Origin of the sequence: Candidatus Solirubrobacter pratensis (genome assembly GCF_000425945.1) — a bacterium.
GTDB lineage: Bacteria > Actinomycetota > Thermoleophilia > Solirubrobacterales > Solirubrobacteraceae > Solirubrobacter > Solirubrobacter pratensis.
In genome coordinates this window covers 232,108-249,208 of record NZ_AUEK01000009.1, presented here as the reverse complement: position 1 = coordinate 249,208, position 17,101 = coordinate 232,108, and the positions used below count along the sequence as shown (strand labels likewise).

Genomic DNA, 17,101 nt, shown 5'->3' with positions numbered 1-17,101 from the left:
CTTGCGTCCTTCGCGACGCAGGGCTCAGCCCGCGTGATCGGCGACCGTGCGCAGGCGCTCGAGCGCCCGCCGGATCAGCCGCGAGACGTGCATCTGGGAGACGCCGACGCGCTCGGCGATCTCCGCCTGCGTCATGTCCTCGACGAAGCGCAGGTGCAGCACGATGCGGTCGCGCGCCGGCAGGGCCTGCAGCGTCGGCGCGATCGTGGCGCCGTACTCGACCAGCTCGAAGCGCTCGTCGACCTCGCCGATGGACTCGGCGTAGGTCTCGCCGTCGCCCTCGTCGCCGAAGCGGTAGGACTCGAGCGAGACCGCGTCGTAGGCCGATGCCGCCTCCATCGCCTCGAGCACCTGCTCGGTCGTCAGCTGCAGCGACTCGGCGACCTCCTTCGCCGACGGCGAGCGCCCGAGCCGCCGCGACAGGTCCTTGACCGTGGTGTCCACCTGCATCACGCGCTCCTGCATCCCGCGCGGCACGTGGACCGCCCAGCCGTTGTCGCGGAAGTAGCGCTTGAGCTCCCCGAGCATCGTCGGCACCGCATAGGAGGAGAACGCCGTCTCGCGCGCGGGATCGAAGCGGTCGATCGCCTTGATCAGGCCGAGCGTGGCGACCTGCACGAGGTCGTCGAGCGGCTCATCGGAGCGCCGGTAGCGCCGGGCCATCCGCCGCGCCAGCGGGAGCAGGCGCTGCACGAGCTGCTCGCGTGCAGCCTGGTCGCCGTGGCGGTGGTAGCGGATGAGGAGCCTGCGGTCCTCTTCGGAGCGGCTCGGACCGTCTTCGGAGCGGGCCGGCGGGACCGATGTCATCGGGACGGGCGTCTTCTCCTCTCGCGCCGGCGCGACGACCGGCGAACTCGCTTCGACAGTATCCATAGCAGCGTCCACCGTGGTCATCGGTCGGACGCAGTCATTACCGCCCGCGTCCTGGTTCAAACGCATGGCCGCGGGCTCACGCCCGCAACGGCATGTCGGAGAGGTGCTCGCGCAGCTCGTTGACCGAGGAGAAGACCTCCGACGCGCCGGCCTCCGTCAGCTCCTGCTCGGAGAACCCGCCCGTGAGCACGCCGATCGAGCGCACGCCCGCGCGCTCGGCGGCGCGGCAATCCCATGTCGAGTCGCCGATCATCACGGCGTCGCCCGGCTCGGCGCCGGACTTCTCCAGCGCGGCCAGCACGAGGTCGGGCTCGGGCTTGGTCGACTCGACGTCGCCCGAGTCGGTCCAGCCGTCGACGAGCGACCGCGCGTCGAGCAGCGTGAGGTAGTGCTCGAGCTCCTCGGGCTTGGCCGAGGAGGCGAGCACGACGACGTGGCCCGAGCTCTTGAGGTCCTCGATCACGGCGCGCGCGCCCTCGAGCGGCTGCACCTCGTGGATCAGCTCCATGTAGAGGACCTTCTCGGCGGTGCGGACCTCGTCGCCCTGCTCGCGCTCGAAGCCGTCACCGGCGAGGGCGGCGACGAGCTGGTCGCCGCCCATCCCGATGTGCCGGTGGATCCACCACAGCGGCAGCACGAACCCGTGCTGCCGGAACGCCCTGTACCACGCGACGGCATGGTGGTAGTTGGTGTCGACCAGGGTGCCGTCGATGTCCAGGACCGCGGTGGCCATGGTCAGACCGCGCTGCGCGCCTGATCGGCGTGCTTGCCTTCGGCGATCTCCTCGACGAGCTTGGCGCAGAACGCCGGCAGGTCGTCGGGCTTGCGCGAGGAGACGAGCCCCTCGTCGACCACGACCTCCTCGTCGACCCACTTGGCGCCGGCGTTGCGCAGGTCGGTCTGCACCGACGGCCATGACGTGAGCGTGCGCCCGCGCACGACGTCGGCCTCGATCAGGGTCCACGGGCCGTGGCAGATCACGGCGACCGGCTTGGCCTGCTCGAAGAACGAGCGCACGAACGCGACGGCGTTCTCGTCGGTGCGCAGGAAGTCAGGGTTGGCGACGCCGCCCGGCAGCACCAGGCCGTCGTAATCGGACGCGTCCGCGTCGGCGGCGGTGCGATCGACGGGGAACGTGTCGGCCTTGTCGAGGTGGTTGAACGCCTGCACCTCGCCGTCCTCGACCGAGATCAGCTGGGGCGTTCCGCCCGCCTGCTCGACGGCCTTCCACGGCTCGGTCAGCTCGACCTGCTCGACGCCTTCGGCCGCGAGGAACGCGACTGTCTTGCCTTTGAGGTCCATATCGCAGGCGCTACCCGGGTACGCCTCTGGATATGGGTTACGTCATCGCCGCAGTCATCGTCGTGCTGATCGTGGCCGGGTTCATCACCTTCCTCGTCACCAACTCGACGCGGAAGGGGAACGTCTCGGACGCGAGCGACCCGGGCGCGGACCAGAACTCGCTCGGGATCATCGGGTCCGACAGCGAGACGCCCGTGGGAGACACGCCGCAGCACGCCGACCCCGACGGCCTCAACGCCGGCCCGTCGCACGACGATCGTCCTGACGTCGCGCGGCCGGTCTCCGGCGGGGAAGCCGAAGGTCGCCGCTCCATTTAGGTCCGCCCACGGACATTTTGGACGTCTTGAGCGCAGATTGAGTTCGCGTTGGTTTGAATCTCGTCAACCAAGGGCAGATACTGGGTGACGCGTCGAACGGATGCCCTCCACTCTCCGGCAGGCGCGCCAAACCCTCCTCCTCAGCGAACGGGGCGCCGCGGCGCCCCGTTCGTGCTTAAGCGGTAGACATTGAGAGATGGCCGATCGCCTCACCGCTCCCGGGCCCGGACCGACGCCCGACCCGCGTCCGCCGGCTCCGCCGGATCCCCAGCCGCCGACGCCGACCCCGGATCCCATCCCGCTGCCGCCGGACCCCAACCCGCGCCCGATCTGAGTTGTCCGCGGCGCGGCGCGTCCGACCGAGCACGTGTCATGCTCCAGACGCGCTGATTCGCGCCGCCGGCACGGTTAGCCCGCGCTGGGGCCCGGGTATCAGGACGCGAGAACCATGGGCAACGCACAGCACCAGCTCTGCTCGGTCGACGTGATGGACCGCTTCGAGGCGCCGCGCACGGACGTCACGCTCACGCTTCCCGCGCTGCCGGAGAACGTCGCGGTCGTCCGTCACGTCCTGGGGGCGTTCGCCGAGTCCATGCAGCTGTCCGACGAACTGATCGAGGACCTCCGGCTGGCGGTCACCGAGGCATGCACGAACGTCGTGCGCCACGCGTACGCGGCCGGAGTTCCCGGCGCCGTGGAGGTCACCATCGAGCCCGGTGACGAGCTGGTGCAGGTCATCGTGGCCGACACCGGCCGCGGCATCGGCACGAGCTCGGACACGTCCGGCCCGGGCCTGGGCCTGCCGCTGATCGCCGCCATCGCCGACACCGTCGACCTGCAGTCCGCGCCGGGCGGAGGCAGCCGTGTGGCGATGACCTTCGCGCGGCGGGCGCCGGGTGAAGCGGCGTGACGCGGGGCGGCACGGGAAGCGACGCGCCGACGACGGTGTCGATCGCAGCCGGCCCCCTCGTCGGCCCGATCCTGCGGCGCGTCGTGGGCATGCTCGCCGCCCGCGCCGACCTGCCGCTGGACCGCCTGGACGACGCGGTGCTCGTCGCCGACCTGATCGCCGCGCGCGCCCCCGCGCACGTGCTGCACGGGACGGTCGACGTCGCGTTCGAGCCCGGCCCGCGCACGCTCTCGCTGCGCGTCGGGCCGCTGCGCCCCGGCGGCGGCGACGCCCTGGTGGTGGACGCCGCCGTGCCAGGAGTGGGCAACGTGATCGAGCAGCTCGCCGACGAGCTGCGCGTGTCGCCCGAGGGGGAGCGCGAGTTCCTCCACGTCCGCCTGGAGTACGCGGGCGCGGGCGAGTGAAGGCGGCTTGCCGGGCCAGCGCTCGGACCCCATGCGATTGAGAATCGCGCTGAGGGGGGATGACCCCTCGCGCATGGCCATCGACTTCGAAATCGACGATCGCCCGATCGGCGACGACACCCATGTCGTCGCGGTCGCGGGCGAGATCGACCTCTTCACCGCACCCGAGTTCAAGCAGCGCGTCGCGGCACCGATCGATGCCGGCCGGCTGCACGTGGTCGTGGACCTGTCCGCGACCACCTTCATCGACTCCTCGTCGCTCGGCGTCCTGATCGGGGCGCACCGCCGACTCCGCCGCCAAGGCGGATCGCTGGTCATCGTCTGCACAAGTGACGCGATCGCGAAGACGTTCCGGATCACGGGCCTGGACAGCGTCTTCACGATCGTCGGCTCGCTCGACGAGGCGCTCAACGGCGATGCGGTCGGCGCAGGATAGGTAGCCTCGGTCGGCGGTGAGCTCCGGGTTCTCCGCCTCCGACGCCCAGCACGACTTCAGCCGCGCCCGGCGGGCGCGGCTGCTGTCCGACGTCGCGCGGAGGTTGCGCCGGGAGCCCGACGACGTCGGGCTCATCCTGCCGTTCGAGGAGGTCGTCGACGCGCTCGGCCGGACCGGGCAGGTCGACCGCGGACTCCAGATCGTGCCGCTGGACGCGATCGTCGGCACCGTCGACCGCGCGGTCGACTTCGATCGCGGCTTCCGCCCCACCTCGGCGCGCCTGCGCTCGCGCTGGGAGCGGATCGCCGCCGCCCAGCGGCGCGGCGAGGCGCTGCCGCCGATCTCGCTCTTCCAGGTCGGCGACCTCTACTTCGTGCGCGACGGCCACCATCGCGTCTCGGTGGCCAAGTCGCTCGGCCATGAGGACATCGACGCCTACGTCACCGAGGTCACGACCCGGCTCAAGCTCGGCGCCGACCTGCGCGTGTCGCAGCTGCCGCTCAAGGACCACGAGCGGCTGTTCCGCGAGCGCGTCCCGCTCGACGCGCAGCGCCGCGCGCGGATCAGGCTGTCGGATCCGTGGGACTTCGGCACGCTCGCCGAGGCCGTCGAGGCATGGGGCTTCCGGCTGATGCAGGAGCGCGGCCATTTCTACGAGCGTGCCGAGGTCGCCCGGATCTGGTTCGACGAGGAGTACGTGCCGGTCTCGGAGCTGATCTCCTCGGGCGACCTCGTCGAGCGCGGCGAGACCGAGGCCGACGCCTACCTGCGCGTCGCCGCCGACCGCTACCTGCTCCTGCGCACCCACGAATGGTCCGACGACGTGCTCGATCGCCTGCGCCAGGCCGAGCAGCGGCGCTACCGGCGGCGCCACCGGCTGCCCCCGCGGCGTCCCCGCCGCTGGCCGTACTGAGCGGCGTTTCCGGCATCCGGGCCCGGGTAGCCGAGGTCGTATGAGAACCCCGATCAGCTTCGCGCTCGGGCTCGCAGCAGGAGCCGCCGCGGCGCACTTCCTCGATCCTCAGAGCGGCCGGCGGCGCCGCAACACGATGCGCGACCAGGCGCAGTCGAAGGCTTCGCACGTCGCCTCCGCGATGCAGACGCAGGCGACGCACGCCGCGCAGGTCGCCAAGGGCGCCGCGCACACCGCCGCGCCGACCGCGACGCGGCCGGCGGACGCCGACGACGTCACGCTCGCGCGCAAGGTGGAGACCGAGATCTTCCGCGCCGCCGACGCGCCCAAGGGCAGCGTCTCGGTCGACGTCCAGGCGGGCGTCGCGACGCTGCGCGGCGAGGTCGAGGAGCAGTCGTGGATCGAGCGGCTCGGCGACCAGGCGGGTCACGTCGACGGGATCAAGGGCGTGCAGAACCTGCTGCATACGCCCGGCACGCCCGCGCCCGACGCCGAGCCGCGCGGCCTGGCCGCCGAGCGCCTTCATTCGAGCTGACCGAACGCGGGGCCGGCAAGCGCTCCCGACGAAACGAGCGCCAAGCGCGGGCTTCGTCAGTCCCGTGCGCCCGGGTGCCCGTTGCCGGGCCACGGGGCGAGCACGAGCAGCAGCCGCGCGTCGCTGGTGGCGCGCACGGCATGGCGCTCGTTGGGCTCGAAGACGGCCGCCGCGCCGGCGCCGGCGTGCTGTCCCGCGAGGTCGACCTCGCCGTCGACGACGACGACATAGGCACGTTCGTGTACCTGATGCTCCTGCAGCTCCTCGCCCGCGGGCAGCGAGATCAGGATCGAGCGCGCCTCGCCGCGCGCGGAGTGCAGGATCCTCGGATGGTGCGGCGCGACGTCGAGCTCGCGCAGGTCCCAGTGCTCCATGGAGCGGGAGCCTACGCCTCCTCGGCCGCTTCCCGCAGCCGCCTGACCGCCTGCCGGATGAGGCGCGAGACGTGCATCTGGGAGACGCCCACCCGCATCCCGATCTCGGCCTGCGTGAGGTCCTCCGCGAAGCGCAGGCGCAGCACCTCTCGCTCGCGCTCGCTCAGCACGCGCATCAGCCGCTCGACGGTCGCGGCGTTCTCGGCCACCGCGAAGCCGGGGTCCTCCGCGCCGACCGCGTCGCCGAGCGGGTCGGTGCCATCGTCGTCATCGTCGCGCGGGCGGTCGAGCGAGACGGCGCGATAGGCGGCGGCCGCCTCCCGCGCCTCGAGCACCAGCTCGATCGTGGTGTCGAGCCGGCGGGCGAGCTCCGCGAGCGTCGGCGCCCGCCCGAGCTCGCGCTGCAGCGACTCGGTGGTCGGCTCGAGCTTGACGGCCAGCTCCTGCAGGTCGCGAGGGACGCGCACCGACCAGCCGCGGTCGCGGAAGTGGCGCTTGAGCTCTCCCAGGATCGTCGGCACCGCGAAGCTCGAGAACGCGGTCTGGCGCGCCGGATCGAAGCGGTCGATCGCCTTCAGCAGGCCGAGTGAGGCCACCTGGTTGAGGTCGTCGAGCTGCTCGCCCCCGCGCTGGTATCGGCGCGCGAGCTGGCGGGCGAGCGGCAGGAAGCGGTCCACCAGCGCGGCGCGTGCCTCCTGGTCGCCCAGGTGGGCGCGCTCCAGCAGGCGGCGGTCGGCGCGGGCGCGCGCCTCGCGGCCGTCGCGGTCCTGCGGATATGCTCGGGATCCCGAGTCGCGGTCTTCGAGGTTCTGCAAGCCCAACACCAAGTCCGGAAGGGTCGGCGCCGGGTTGCAGGGGCGCTTCGAATGCCGCAACGGGGTTCAGGGCCGCGGACCAACGGATTGTAGAGCGCATGACGACGATCGGAACGACGAGCGAGCGAAGCCTGCGAGTCCTGCTCGCGAACGAGCGGGAAGAGGACCTCAGGGTGCTCGGCGAAGTGCTGGCCTCGCTCGGCCACGAAGTGGCGCCGTTCGCGGTCTCCGTCGCCGAGGCGATCGAGCTGATCGCTCGCGAGGATCCGGACGTCGCGTTCGTCGTCATCGACAGCGACGACGAGCACGGGCTGGCGCTGATCTCCGAGACCGTCGAGTTCGCCTCAGGGCCGGTGCTCGTGACCGTGCGCGAGGCGAAGGACCCGGCGCTGATCGCCCGCGCGGCGGACATGGGGATCGCCGGCTACGTGGACTCCTGGGCGCCGCACGACGTGCAGTCGGCGATCGAGGTGGCGCTGCGGCGCTATCGCGAGGAGGCGCGGCTGACGGAGAAGGTCGAGCAGCTGCAGACGGCGCTGGAGCGCCGGACGGTCATCGAGCGCGCCAAGGGCGTGCTCATGGAGCGCCACCAGATCGGCGAGATCGAGGCCTTCCAGCGGCTCCGCGAGCATGCGCGCGCCGGCGGCCGGCGGGTGGTCGACGTGGCGCAGTCGGTGCTCGACGGACACGCGCTGCTACCGAAGCAGCCCGGCTAGCTCCTCGACCAGCTCGTGCGGGCCCGCGATGTGCCAGCGGGTCTCGCCCTCGATCACCCGAGCCTCGCCGCCCGCCTGGGTGACGAGCAGCGCCCCGGGGAGCCAGTCCCACGGGTCGACGTCGGGTTGCAGCCAGCCGTCGAGCCGGCCGCCGGCGACCCAGGCGAGCTCCAGTGACCCGGGGCCGGCGTGGCGGACGAGGCCCGCGCGGTCGAGCAGGCGGTGCGCGAGCTCGCGGACGCCCGGGAGCACGAGCCGGTCGCGACGCACGAACGTGGCGATGTGGGCGTCGTCGAGCGGACATGCGCGTCGCACGCGGTTGACGCTCTGCGCGCCGCGCACGGCGGTGTGCAGCTCCTCGGTGGTGGCGTCGAGCACGGCGGCGACCGCGGGTCCGTCGCCGTCCGCGAGCGCGACCGCGCTGCACCACCCCGGGAGGCCGCTCGCGAACGCGACCGTCCCGTCGATGCCGTCGATCACCCAGCGGCGGTCTCCGCCCGACCGGTTGGTGCCCTCCTCACCGAGGATTCCGTCGTCGGGGCGGTGGGCGGAGATCACGGTCGCGGCGGCGTGCTCGGCGCGGGCGTCCGCCTCGGTGACGAGGTCGGCGGCGACGGACTTGGCGCGGGGATTGAGCGGTTCGCGGCGGGCTTGGCGGGCCGCCTCGACGGCGGCATGCACCGCCTGGATCGCGACGTCCAGGTCGCGGAGCGACGACTGAGGGGGGCGCACGCCGGGAATCTATGACGTAACGTCAACTACGAGACGGAAGGGAAGCTTCTCGTGATCGGAGTCCTCATCGCCGTGCTGCTCGCGGCACTCGTCTACGCACTGTGCGTGGCCCTCGGTCTTCCGGCGATCGTCGCCATCGCGGCCGCGATGCTGGTCCTGCTGGCCGGCATCCCGTCAGGCGGCTACGGCCTCGGCTCGCGCTGGGGAGGGAGGCGCGGCTTCTGAGCAAGGACGCCGGCAGCACGGCGGCCGTCGGCGACGGTCGCCAAGCCGGGCCGGCCATCGAGCTTGGTGACTTCAAGCGCGCCTTCGCGCGCTTCCGCAAGGACGAGGTCACCGACTACGCGGCGGCGCTGACCTACTACTCGCTGCTGTCGCTGTTCCCCGCGCTGCTGTTCGGCGCCGCCCTGCTCGGCGTGTTCGGGCAGGCTGGGCTGATCTCGCACGCCGCGTCCTACCTCAAGGACGCCGGCGCCCCGCCCGCGACGGTCGACGCGGTCACGTCCGCGCTGCGGTCGGCGCAGGATCATCGAGGGACCGCCGTCGCCGCGCTGGTCATCGGACTCGCGCTGTCGCTGAACGGCGCGTCAGGGGCGTTCGGCGCCGCGGGGCGGGCGCTCAACCGGATCTTCCGGGTGCAGGAGGGGCGCGGCTTCGTGCACCACAAGCTCAACGACCTGCTGTGGACGCTGATCGTGGCGGCGCTCGGGCTGATCACGTTCGTGCTGATCTTCCTCGGCGGCGGGCTCGCCTCCGACGTGCTGGGCAAGATCGGGCTCGGCGAGGGCGCCGCGACCGCATGGCGGATCGTCCGCTGGCCGGCGGCGCTGGTGGTGGCGATGACGATCTACGCGATCGTCTACTACGCGTCGCCCAACGTCGAGGTGCGGCGGTTCCGCTGGATCACGCCGGGCGCGGTCGCCGCCGTGCTGCTGTGGATCATGGCCTCGGCCGTGTTCTTCGTCTACGTGTCGAACTTCTCGTCCTACTCGGCGACGTACGGCGCGTTCGCGGGCGCCGTGATCCTGCTCTTCTGGCTGTGGCTGACGAACGTCGCGCTGCTGTTCGGGGCGGAGTTGAACGCCGTCATCGACATTCGGCGCTCCCCCTACCTGCCGCTCAGCTACGACGGACCGGTACTGCCGGCGAAGGCGCCGGCGGAAGCGGGCTGAGCGTCCGCGACTCCGGGTGCGAGCAGAGCGCCGTCCTTCCTGGGCACTCGCCGCACAGCTCTCGGTGCGGGCGGTCGGTGACCGGGTAGCGGTGCTCGAGGATGCCCTTGGCGAGGCGTGCGAGCCTCGCCGCGAGGTCGGGTGCCTGGTCCTGCGTGTAGGTGGCCGTGACGGGCTCGTCGGGGCGCTCGAGCAGCAGATGCGCGACCTCGACCCTCGGCGCGCCGTCGCGCAGCGCGGCGAGCGCGTACACGATCCGCTGGGTCTCGTATTCGCGCTCGACGAGTGACTGCGGCGTGTCGTCATTGAGGCGGTCGGACTTGTAGTCGACGACGAGCGTCGTGCCGTCGGGCTCCTGCGCGACGACGTCGACGAAGCCGTTGACGAGCGGGCCGGCGCCGTCCTGGTCGAGCGTGAACGCGAACCCGGCCTCGCGGCGGATCCGCGTGGCGCTCGCGAGCCGCTGCCGCAGCGGGGAGGCGGCGAAGGCCCGCGTCAGCTCGCGGATGTCCTCGACGTCGGCGCCCGTGAGGTCCGCGCCGAAGCGCTTCGAGAGCTCGCGGATCGCGTCTTCGCCCGGGATGCGCGGATCGGCGAGGTCCATCTCCTCGAGCGCCGCGTGCACGATCGAGCCGCGCACGCGCGGGTCCAGCCCAGGCTCGCGCTCGCGGCCGTGCTCGTCCAGGGGCGGCGGCGGGGTCAGCTCGGGGAGCCGCAGGACCCGGCGCAGGTAGAAGCGGTAGCCGCACTTGGCGTAGTCGGAGACCTGCGAGTACGAGAGCCGCTGCGGCACCGGCCGGGGCCGCGCGGGCGAGCGCGGCACGGCGGCGGGCTTGGCGGGCAGCGCGGTCGTCGGCGCCGACCGGGCTGGCGGCTTCGGCGAGAGCGCCGCCTCGGAGAGCGTCGCGGGCGAGTTCAGGCGGCACAGGACGCGCGCGGGCCGGTGGTCCCAGTGGCGCGTGACGAGGACGCCGCCGGCGGCGGCGTCGCCGGCCGCGCCCAGCACCGTCGCGGGATCTCCCGCGACCGCGCGGGCGATCCAGTCGATCGGCGGACCGCCCGGGCGAGCGGCGGGCCATTTCTCGGTGTCGGTGCCGCCGGACAGGATCAGCAGCTCGCGGGCGCGGGTCATCGCGACGTAGAACAGCCGCCGCTCCTCCTCGGCGTCCGCCCGCGCCTCCTCCTCGGCAAGGCGCTCCCACGCGGGCGTGGGGACGCTGTCGCCGCCGCCGAGCGCGTAGAGCCGCAGTCCGGGCGAGCCGTCACGGCCGACCAGCAGCGGCGACCGCCGGCCGCCGGCCTGGCGCCCGAGGTCGGCGACGCAGACGACGGGGAACTCGAGCCCCTTGGCGCGGTGGATCGTCATCAGCCGCACGGCGTCCAGTCCCTCGGACTCGAGCGCCGCCTCCCCCTCACGCGCCTCGGCGAGGTCCCGCGCCGCGGCGTCGGCCAGGAACCCGCGCAGATCGCGCCCCTCCGCCCGCTCGTACTCGCGCGCCAGCCGCATCAGCTTGCGCAGGTTCGCGAGGCGGCGGTCGCCGCCGGGCCGCGCCAGCACCGCGAGGTCGTACCCGGTCGCCGCGATCGCCCGCTCGAGCAGCACCTCGAGCGGAGCCCGCTCGGCCTGCTCCCGCTCCGCCGCCAGCAGCCTCCCGACCGCCCCGATCCGCGCGACCTCCGCGGACGCGACCGCCGACAACCGCGCGATGACGCCGCGCGGCGCCGCGATCTCCGCGTCCGCTGGGCCGCCGCGCGCCGCCGCGATCTCCGCGTCCGCCGGGCCGCCGCGCAGCGCCGCGATCTCCGCGTCCGCTGGGCCGCCGCGCGCCGCCGCGATCTCCGCGTCCGCTGGGCCGCCGCGCGCCGCGGCGATCTCCGCTCCTTCCGTCTGCGCGGCGATCTCCTGGAGCGCGTCCCACAGGCCGCGGCGCTCGCCTCCCTCGCGCTCGCGGCCGGCCTCGGCCAGGAGGATCAGCGCATCGGCTCCCGCGCCGCAGAACGGGGACGCGAGGACGGTGAGGAGCGCGGCCTCGTCGCGCGGGTTCGCGAGGACCCGCAGCCACGCGAGGCCGTCGCGGACCTGCTCCTGCGACCAGTAGCCGCGGCCGCCGACGACGTACGTCGGCAGGCCCTGCTCCTCGAGCGCCTGCTCGAGCAGTCGCAGCGAGCCGGTCGCGCGCACGAGCACGACGCAGTCGCCGGGGCGCCGTCCCGCGTCGACCTCCTCGCGCAGCCGGTGCGCGACCAGCCGGGCCTCGGCGCGCCGCCACGGGTTGTCTCCGCCGCCGGCAAGGCCTAGGCGCTCTTCGAGGCCGTCCCAGCCCTTGGTGTCGGTCACCAGCAGCTCGACGGGCGGCGCGCCGCTCGGGGGCGCGAGGTCGAAGAGCCGCAGCACGCCGTCCTCGGGTACCTCGACCCGCCCGGCACGCAGTGGCGAGAACCGCTCCCCCAGCTCCCGCGCGAACGTCGCGTTGAGGACGTCCAGCAGCTCCTCGCGGGAGCGGAAGTTGACGGCGAGGCCGCGCACGCGGTCCGCGCCGAGCGTCGCGGCGCGGGCGCGGAAGATGCCGACGTCGGCGTGCCGGAAGCGGTAGATCGACTGGAACTCGTCGCCGACGGCGAAGAGGTTGTCGCGCTCGAGCGCCTCCAGGATCTCCAACTGGACGCCGTTGGTGTCCTGGAACTCGTCGACCATGATCATCGAGAACCGCTCCGCCCAGCGGTCGCGCGTCACGGGGTCCGCGAGCAGGTCGCGCACCCGCAGCTCGAGGTCCTCGAAGTCGACCGCCGCGCGCGCCGCCTTGGCCGCCTCGTAGGTGTGCCCGAAGCGATCGAGCAGCCCGTCGAGGAGCGCGAGCGCCGAGCGCGCGTGATGCTCCCCGCACGCGGCGCGATAGGCGGCCCACGCCTCGCGGTAGGCCTCGCACGCCTCGCTCTCGAGCGCCTTCGCACCGCGCTTGAGCTCGGCCGGGCCGAGCTCGCCCGGCCACGGGACGCGCGTCGCGGTGAACGCCGGCGCGGCGGCGCCGTCCGCGGCCGGCGCGAGCAGGTCGCGGCAGGCGGCCAGGGCGTCGCGGGCGGCGGAGACGCGGACTCCCGAGCCGGCGAGCCGCAGGTCGTACACGGCGGCCTCGCAGGCCGCCATGAGGACCGCAGGATCGGGCGAAGGCTTCTCTGCCGGGATCGCCAGGCGAGGGCGGTTGTGGCCACGGGCGCGCAGCGACGCGTAGGCGCCCAGGAGGAGATCGCGCAGCGAAGCGCCGTAGGAGGCGGCCAGGTCGATCGCCTCCGGCCCGCGCGCCCACGCGTTCAGCGCCTCCTCGTAGGCCGCCCCGGCGACGCGCGCGGCAGCGGGCTCGTCGAGCACCTCGAAGCGCGGATCGAGGCCCGCCGCGAGCGGCTGCGTGCGCAGCACTCGGGCGCAGAAGCCGTGGATCGTGCCGATCCAGGCGGCATCGACGGCGCGAGCGTGCTCGGTCTCCCCCAGCTCGGACAGCCGCCGCTTGAGGCGCTCGGCGAACTCGCCCGCCGCCTTCTCGGTGAAGGTCAGCGCGAGGATCCCGCCGACGGGCACGCCGTCCTCGATCACGGCCGCCGCGAACCGCTCGACCATGACGGCCGTCTTGCCGGAGCCGGCGTTGGCGGCGAGCAGCGACGCGCCGGTGCGCGACCGGATCGCCGCGCGCTGCTCCGGCGTGAAGGCGGGGCGGCTCATGCGGCGGAGGCCCGCTCGTCGTCGGCAGCGGAGAGCCGCGCGGGGGCGGCAGAAGCGGCCACGTGATCGGCCGCGGAGAGCCGCGCGGGGGCCTCGTGGTCGGCGCGGTCGGGCATGGCGGCGCGATCGTGGCCCGCTGCCGCCGGGCGCGCGGCGGCGATCGCCCGCCCGCGCCCGGCGGGTGCAGCGCCGGCGACGAAGACCGTCGGCAGCCCGGAGGCCGGCAGGAGCCGGCGGAGGCCGCGCGGGAGCCTCATGAGCGGCAGATCCCCGGGTAGGCGCAGACGCCGCCGTAGCCGCAGCGCTCCGGGCACGGGCGGATGCGGCCGGAGCGGAGCTCGGCGGCGGCTCGGGTGGCGGCCGCCCGGGCCTCTTCGAGCCCCGCCTCGAACGACTCCGCGTCGACGACGTCGCCGTTGACGTAGCGGCCCGGGACGTCGTCGCGGACCAGGCCGCGGGGGCGCTGGTCGGCGCGGCCGATCGGCTGGTAGAGCGCGCCGGCGACGTCGAGGCCGAGCCGCTCCTGCACCGCCAGCGCGTAGAGCGCCGCCTGCAGCCGCCCGTCCTCCCCCCAGCGCGCTCCCGCGTGGACCGTGCGGCCCTTGTAGTCGCGCACGACGGCGCCCGCCGGGCCGACGTCGACGCGGTCCACGCGGCCGCTGACCGAGACGCCGTCGAGCTCGAGCGCCGGCGCCTCGTCGTGGTCGCCGCCGAAGCCCCATTCGAGCTGGACCGGCTCGTAGCCCGCGCCGCACTCGGCCTCGTGGCGCAGGTAGCGCTCGAGATCGACCTCCAGCGCGCGCGCCGCGGCCTTCGCGTGCGCGCTGCCGCCGGACGTGACGATCCCGGCGATCGCGCGGTGCATCTCCTCGAGCGCCTCGCCGAGCGTGACCGGCGTGATGCGGGCCGAGCCGGTCCGCGCCTTGAGCCCCCGCAGCGTGCGCTCGAGCACCGCGTGGACGAGCGAGCCGCGGCGCATCGCCTCCGGATCTGGGTCCACGGCGTCCGGGCGCAGCAGCTGCTCGACGACCCAGCGCACGCCGCAGGCCGCGAACGCCTCGAGGCCGCGGGCGGACTCGCGGTCGCGCGCCGCCAGCGCCGCGAGCACGGACGGAGCCGAAGGCGCGGCCAGCGGCGCCGGGTCAGGCCGTTCCTCCACCGCCGCCTGCGCGCGGCGCAGCTCGTGCGGCGTCGGCGCCTCGGCCGGCGGCCACGTGACCTCGGCCAGCAGGCGCCGCCCGCGGCCGGTCCACAGCTCGTCGGTGAAGAGCGAGCGGACGTCGTCGACGAACGGCGACGGCTGCAGCGGCGCGCCCTCCTCGTCGGACGTGCGGAACGAGAGGAACAGCGCCTCCTCGGGCCGCGAGACGGCCGCGTAGAAGAGCGACCGCTCGCGCGTCAGCGTGTCCTCATGACGCGGCAGGACGAGCCCTGAGACGGTCGCGAGCGCGCGGCGTGCGTCGTCGTCCAGGAACGGCTCGGGCTGCGGCCGGCGCGGCAGCTCGCCGTCCTGCAGCCCGCAGACGAACACCGCGCGGAACCGGCGGGCGCGGATCGCCAGCGGGTCGGCGAGCAGCACGCCGGGCGCGCCCTCCGCCGCAGCCGGCCCCTCGCGGACCTCGACCGCCGCGAGCGCCTCCAGCAGCTCCGCCGGGCTTCCCGCCAGCGCCTCGTCCAGCGCGGCGAGCCGCGTCAGCTCGCTCACCGCGGACCGCAGCGCGGCGGCGGCGCGCGCATCGGCCTCCGCGTCGGGCGAGAGCACATCCGCCCGGCGGATGTGCGGTCCGGTCCAGATCGCGTCGGCTTCGGCCTGGAGGGCGGCCAGGAACGCCGCGGCGCCCTCCTCGGCCGCGGCGGCGAGGAGATCGAGCTCGGCGAGCGGGCGCCCGCCGCCGCGCTCCCAGAGGCGCCGCGCCTCGGCCGCGGTCCGCGCCTCGTTGCGCAGGACCGCCGCCTCCAGGCGATCCGCCGCGCCGGGGCCCGCGAGTGGGCCGCCGGCGAGATCGGATGCGGCGGCGGCGACGTCGCGTGTCGCCGCCCCGGGCTCCCCGGAGCGCTCCTCGGCCCCCGGCAGCCGCGCCGCGGTGATCTCCGGCGACGCGCCGGCGGCCAGCTTGCCCGGCGTACGCAGCCAGCGCACGACGTCCTGCGCGGCGCCGGTCCCGAGCGCGGCGCGCGCGAACGCGAGCAGCCCCGCGCCGAGCCGGGTGGACGCGAGCACGGCCCGGCGCTCCCGGGCCACCGGGATCCCGTAGTCCGAGAGCACCTGCGCCGTGAGCTCGGTCGCCTCCTGCCCGCGGACCAGGACCGCGATGTCCTCGAACGCCATCCCGTCCCGCCACAGCTCCAGCACCGAGGCGCCGACGAGCTCGGCCTCCGCGCGCTCGCCGCCCGCCTCCAGCAGCCGCACCGCCCCGTTGGGCGGCACGCGCGCCGCGACCTCCTCGAACAGGCCGCGCTCGAGGTGGTGCAGCGCCCCGCGGGCGGAGCCGGCGTAGTGCTCCGAGCGAGCCTCGAGCACGACGTGCTCGGACGCGAGCGGCTTGAGCAGCTCGACCGTCTCCGCGCTCCCCGCCAGAGCGGCACGCCCCGGTTCGTAGGGCAGCGCGACGCAGATGTCCGCCTCGCGCAACAGGGTCTCCACCGCGTCCAGCTGCGAGCGCGTGAACTCGTCGAACCCGTAGAAGAAGACAGGGCGCCCGCCCCAGGCTCGCGGATCGGCCCGCAGGGCGTCCAGCGCCGCCCGCGCCTGCCCGTCGAAGTCGACCGCCTCCAGCGCCTCGAGGCGCCGGTGGTACGCCGAGTAGAGCGCCGCCAGCTCGGCGGCGTGCGGCGGCGCGGCCGCGCCCCAGGCGCGCACCGCGGCCGCGAACCGGCCCGGCCCCGCGAGCGACCGCTGCAGCTCCGCGAACAGGTCGCCCAGCGCGGCGGCGAACCCGGGCCCGCGAGCCGACCCGGCCAGGGCGCTCAGCGACACGTCGGCGACGCACGCGCGCACCACCCGCTCGCGCGTCAGCCGCCCGATCGGGCGCGCTCCCACGCCGCACCGGCGCGCGATGTCGGCCATCAGACGACCAAAGGTCCAGACGTCCGCGCCGAAGACCAGGCCGGCCCCCGCGAGCTCACGCGAGTAGTGCCCCGCGTCGGCCGACGTGGGCACGACGAGCACGGGGTCGCGCGTCAGGACCGCCCGCAAACGGTCGAGAACGGCGCCGGCCTTGGCCGCGTTGGCCGGTCCGGTGATCAGTGTCAGCCCCATCTGCGACCTCACAGGGTCGCGCGTGGACCGGACGAGCCGGCCGCGGACACCTCGTGGCCGCTCCCGGGTCGGCGAACTGCGCGGGTGAGGGGATGCAGATCTGTCTCGCCCGCCGGGCTCGCGATCACGAGCGACCATCGCCCGACGCGTGATCGCGCACGAGCGGCCGTCCGCCGCCTGTGCCCCGTCCGCGCGGTCACGAAACAACGCCTGGACGAATATACGGGCGCCGTCGCCGCCTCAAGTTGCGACGCTGGTGGCCGTCAACTCCGACTAAGAGCTCTTAACACCTCCCCGGAGGCCGTGATGCCGACGCTGCACCTTCCCGCCGCCCACACCGATACCGACGTCGCACTCGCCGCAGAGCTCGCGACCATCGTCGGGAGTCACGAGCTCTACGTGACGTGGACGCACGGCGAGGGACCGGGCCTTCCGCCCGAGGTGGAGGCGATCGTCCGCGAGGACGACGAGCCCGGGCCGCTGTCCCCGTTCGCCGAGGTCGTCTTCGCGATGGTGCAGGGGATCGCCGCGCTCTGGCACGCGATCCTGCAGCCGCCGTCGACGCGCGCCGAGCTGCCCGCGCCGCGCCGGGCGGAGCCGCGCACCACCGAGGAGTCGAGCGCCTAAG

General features: G+C 74.3%; 19 protein-coding genes. 10 read left to right on the top strand and 9 right to left on the bottom strand.

The features are described 5' to 3' along the window. Window positions 1-24 precede the first annotated feature (24 nt). From H958_RS0114620 to H958_RS0114610, 3 genes are all read right to left on the bottom strand, one after another. On the bottom strand, window positions 25-873 hold the full coding sequence (locus H958_RS0114620; RefSeq protein WP_081685894.1) for a SigB/SigF/SigG family RNA polymerase sigma factor: 849 nt from the start codon (window positions 871-873) through the stop codon (window positions 25-27). Window positions 874-949: 76 nt separating this feature from the next. After that, window positions 950-1,606, bottom strand: coding sequence for an HAD family hydrolase (locus H958_RS0114615; RefSeq protein WP_028059220.1), 657 nt, complete (start codon window positions 1,604-1,606; stop codon window positions 950-952). Between the two features lie 2 nt (window positions 1,607-1,608). After that, window positions 1,609-2,175, bottom strand: a complete 567-nt coding sequence (locus H958_RS0114610; protein ID WP_028059219.1) for a type 1 glutamine amidotransferase domain-containing protein — start codon at window positions 2,173-2,175, stop codon at window positions 1,609-1,611. Window positions 2,176-2,207: 32 nt separating this feature from the next. Here H958_RS0114610 and H958_RS0114605 point away from each other — a divergent pair, with 32 nt between their 5' ends. From H958_RS0114605 to H958_RS43385, 7 genes are all read left to right on the top strand, one after another. Next, entirely contained in the window at window positions 2,208-2,492 is a 285-nt protein-coding gene (locus tag H958_RS0114605; RefSeq protein ID WP_028059218.1) for a hypothetical protein, read from the top strand. Between the two features lie 196 nt (window positions 2,493-2,688). Next, entirely contained in the window at window positions 2,689-2,826 is a 138-nt protein-coding gene (locus H958_RS47545; RefSeq protein ID WP_196807350.1) for a hypothetical protein, read from the top strand. A gap of 114 nt (window positions 2,827-2,940) precedes the next feature. Continuing rightward, complete coding sequence (locus H958_RS43390; protein ID WP_051324259.1) at window positions 2,941-3,402, top strand: ATP-binding protein; 462 nt, start codon at window positions 2,941-2,943, stop codon at window positions 3,400-3,402. A gap of 35 nt (window positions 3,403-3,437) precedes the next feature. After that, window positions 3,438-3,806, top strand: a complete 369-nt coding sequence (locus tag H958_RS0114595) for a hypothetical protein (RefSeq protein WP_231379251.1) — start codon at window positions 3,438-3,440, stop codon at window positions 3,804-3,806. A gap of 73 nt (window positions 3,807-3,879) precedes the next feature. Further along, a complete protein-coding gene (locus H958_RS0114590; RefSeq protein WP_051324258.1) occupies window positions 3,880-4,242 on the top strand; it encodes an STAS domain-containing protein in 363 nt (120 codons plus the stop codon). Between the two features lie 16 nt (window positions 4,243-4,258). Then, window positions 4,259-5,155 carry a ParB N-terminal domain-containing protein gene (locus tag H958_RS37380; RefSeq protein WP_051324257.1) on the top strand — a complete coding sequence of 299 codons (897 nt, stop codon included), beginning with the start codon at window positions 4,259-4,261 and terminating at the stop codon, window positions 5,153-5,155. A 40-nt stretch (window positions 5,156-5,195) separates the two neighbouring features. Continuing rightward, complete coding sequence (locus H958_RS43385) at window positions 5,196-5,690, top strand: BON domain-containing protein (RefSeq protein WP_051324256.1); 495 nt, start codon at window positions 5,196-5,198, stop codon at window positions 5,688-5,690. A 56-nt stretch (window positions 5,691-5,746) separates the two neighbouring features. On the opposite strand, the gene H958_RS0114575 is transcribed toward H958_RS43385, so the two are convergent. Then, entirely contained in the window at window positions 5,747-6,064 is a 318-nt protein-coding gene (locus tag H958_RS0114575) for a cupin domain-containing protein (RefSeq protein ID WP_028059215.1), read from the bottom strand. A gap of 11 nt (window positions 6,065-6,075) precedes the next feature. Continuing rightward, window positions 6,076-6,879 carry a SigB/SigF/SigG family RNA polymerase sigma factor gene (locus H958_RS37370; RefSeq protein WP_081685924.1) on the bottom strand — a complete coding sequence of 268 codons (804 nt, stop codon included), beginning with the start codon at window positions 6,877-6,879 and terminating at the stop codon, window positions 6,076-6,078. A gap of 98 nt (window positions 6,880-6,977) precedes the next feature. Between H958_RS37370 and H958_RS37365 the strand changes: the two genes are divergently transcribed. Next, the gene (locus H958_RS37365; RefSeq protein WP_037410140.1) at window positions 6,978-7,595 is read left to right on the top strand and encodes an ANTAR domain-containing response regulator; all 618 of its coding nucleotides are present in this window, start codon (window positions 6,978-6,980) and stop codon (window positions 7,593-7,595) included. Here the strand turns inward: H958_RS37365 and H958_RS37360 are convergent. Next, a complete protein-coding gene (locus H958_RS37360) occupies window positions 7,575-8,327 on the bottom strand; it encodes an inositol monophosphatase family protein (RefSeq protein WP_051324255.1) in 753 nt (250 codons plus the stop codon). The two genes, H958_RS37365 and H958_RS37360, sit on opposite strands and share 21 nt — an antisense overlap. A 101-nt stretch (window positions 8,328-8,428) precedes the next feature. On the opposite strand from H958_RS37360, the gene H958_RS37355 reads away from it, so the two are divergent. Beyond that, on the top strand, window positions 8,429-9,499 hold the full coding sequence (locus tag H958_RS37355; protein ID WP_051324254.1) for a YihY/virulence factor BrkB family protein: 1,071 nt from the start codon (window positions 8,429-8,431) through the stop codon (window positions 9,497-9,499). On the opposite strand, the gene H958_RS0114550 is transcribed toward H958_RS37355, so the two are convergent. Genes H958_RS0114550 through H958_RS0114540 form a run of 3 tightly spaced genes read right to left on the bottom strand, consistent with a single transcriptional unit; the run spans window position 9,447 to window position 16,473 of the window. Then, window positions 9,447-13,214, bottom strand: coding sequence for a UvrD-helicase domain-containing protein (locus H958_RS0114550; RefSeq protein ID WP_028059214.1), 3,768 nt, complete (start codon window positions 13,212-13,214; stop codon window positions 9,447-9,449). The two genes, H958_RS37355 and H958_RS0114550, sit on opposite strands and share 53 nt — an antisense overlap. Continuing rightward, the gene (locus tag H958_RS0114545) at window positions 13,211-13,471 is read right to left on the bottom strand and encodes a hypothetical protein (RefSeq protein ID WP_028059213.1); all 261 of its coding nucleotides are present in this window, start codon (window positions 13,469-13,471) and stop codon (window positions 13,211-13,213) included. Before H958_RS0114545 ends, H958_RS0114550 begins: the two co-directional genes overlap by 4 nt. Then, window positions 13,468-16,473 (bottom strand): PD-(D/E)XK nuclease family protein, encoded by a 3,006-nt coding sequence (locus H958_RS0114540; protein ID WP_028059212.1) that lies wholly within the window; start codon window positions 16,471-16,473, stop codon window positions 13,468-13,470. Before H958_RS0114540 ends, H958_RS0114545 begins: the two co-directional genes overlap by 4 nt. Before the next feature lie 306 nt (window positions 16,474-16,779). On the opposite strand from H958_RS0114540, the gene H958_RS0114535 reads away from it, so the two are divergent. After that, window positions 16,780-17,100, top strand: a complete 321-nt coding sequence (locus H958_RS0114535; protein ID WP_028059211.1) for a hypothetical protein — start codon at window positions 16,780-16,782, stop codon at window positions 17,098-17,100. The last annotated feature ends 1 nt before the right edge of the window (window position 17,101 follow it).

Coding starts and splice junctions, on each gene's coding strand:
- H958_RS0114620 (WP_081685894.1), bottom strand. CDS start 873: ATGGATACTGTCGAAGCGAGTTCGCCGGTCGTCGCGCCGGCGCGAGAG.
- H958_RS0114615 (WP_028059220.1), bottom strand. CDS start 1,606: ATGGCCACCGCGGTCCTGGACATCGACGGCACCCTGGTCGACACCAAC.
- H958_RS0114610 (WP_028059219.1), bottom strand. CDS start 2,175: ATGGACCTCAAAGGCAAGACAGTCGCGTTCCTCGCGGCCGAAGGCGTC.
- H958_RS0114605 (WP_028059218.1), top strand. CDS start 2,208: ATGGGTTACGTCATCGCCGCAGTCATCGTCGTGCTGATCGTGGCCGGG.
- H958_RS47545 (WP_196807350.1), top strand. CDS start 2,689: ATGGCCGATCGCCTCACCGCTCCCGGGCCCGGACCGACGCCCGACCCG.
- H958_RS43390 (WP_051324259.1), top strand. CDS start 2,941: ATGGGCAACGCACAGCACCAGCTCTGCTCGGTCGACGTGATGGACCGC.
- H958_RS0114590 (WP_051324258.1), top strand. CDS start 3,880: ATGGCCATCGACTTCGAAATCGACGATCGCCCGATCGGCGACGACACC.
- H958_RS43385 (WP_051324256.1), top strand. CDS start 5,196: ATGAGAACCCCGATCAGCTTCGCGCTCGGGCTCGCAGCAGGAGCCGCC.
- H958_RS0114575 (WP_028059215.1), bottom strand. CDS start 6,064: ATGGAGCACTGGGACCTGCGCGAGCTCGACGTCGCGCCGCACCATCCG.
- H958_RS37365 (WP_037410140.1), top strand. CDS start 6,978: ATGACGACGATCGGAACGACGAGCGAGCGAAGCCTGCGAGTCCTGCTC.
- H958_RS0114550 (WP_028059214.1), bottom strand. CDS start 13,214: ATGAGCCGCCCCGCCTTCACGCCGGAGCAGCGCGCGGCGATCCGGTCG.
- H958_RS0114545 (WP_028059213.1), bottom strand. CDS start 13,471: ATGAGGCTCCCGCGCGGCCTCCGCCGGCTCCTGCCGGCCTCCGGGCTG.
- H958_RS0114540 (WP_028059212.1), bottom strand. CDS start 16,473: ATGGGGCTGACACTGATCACCGGACCGGCCAACGCGGCCAAGGCCGGC.
- H958_RS0114535 (WP_028059211.1), top strand. CDS start 16,780: ATGCCGACGCTGCACCTTCCCGCCGCCCACACCGATACCGACGTCGCA.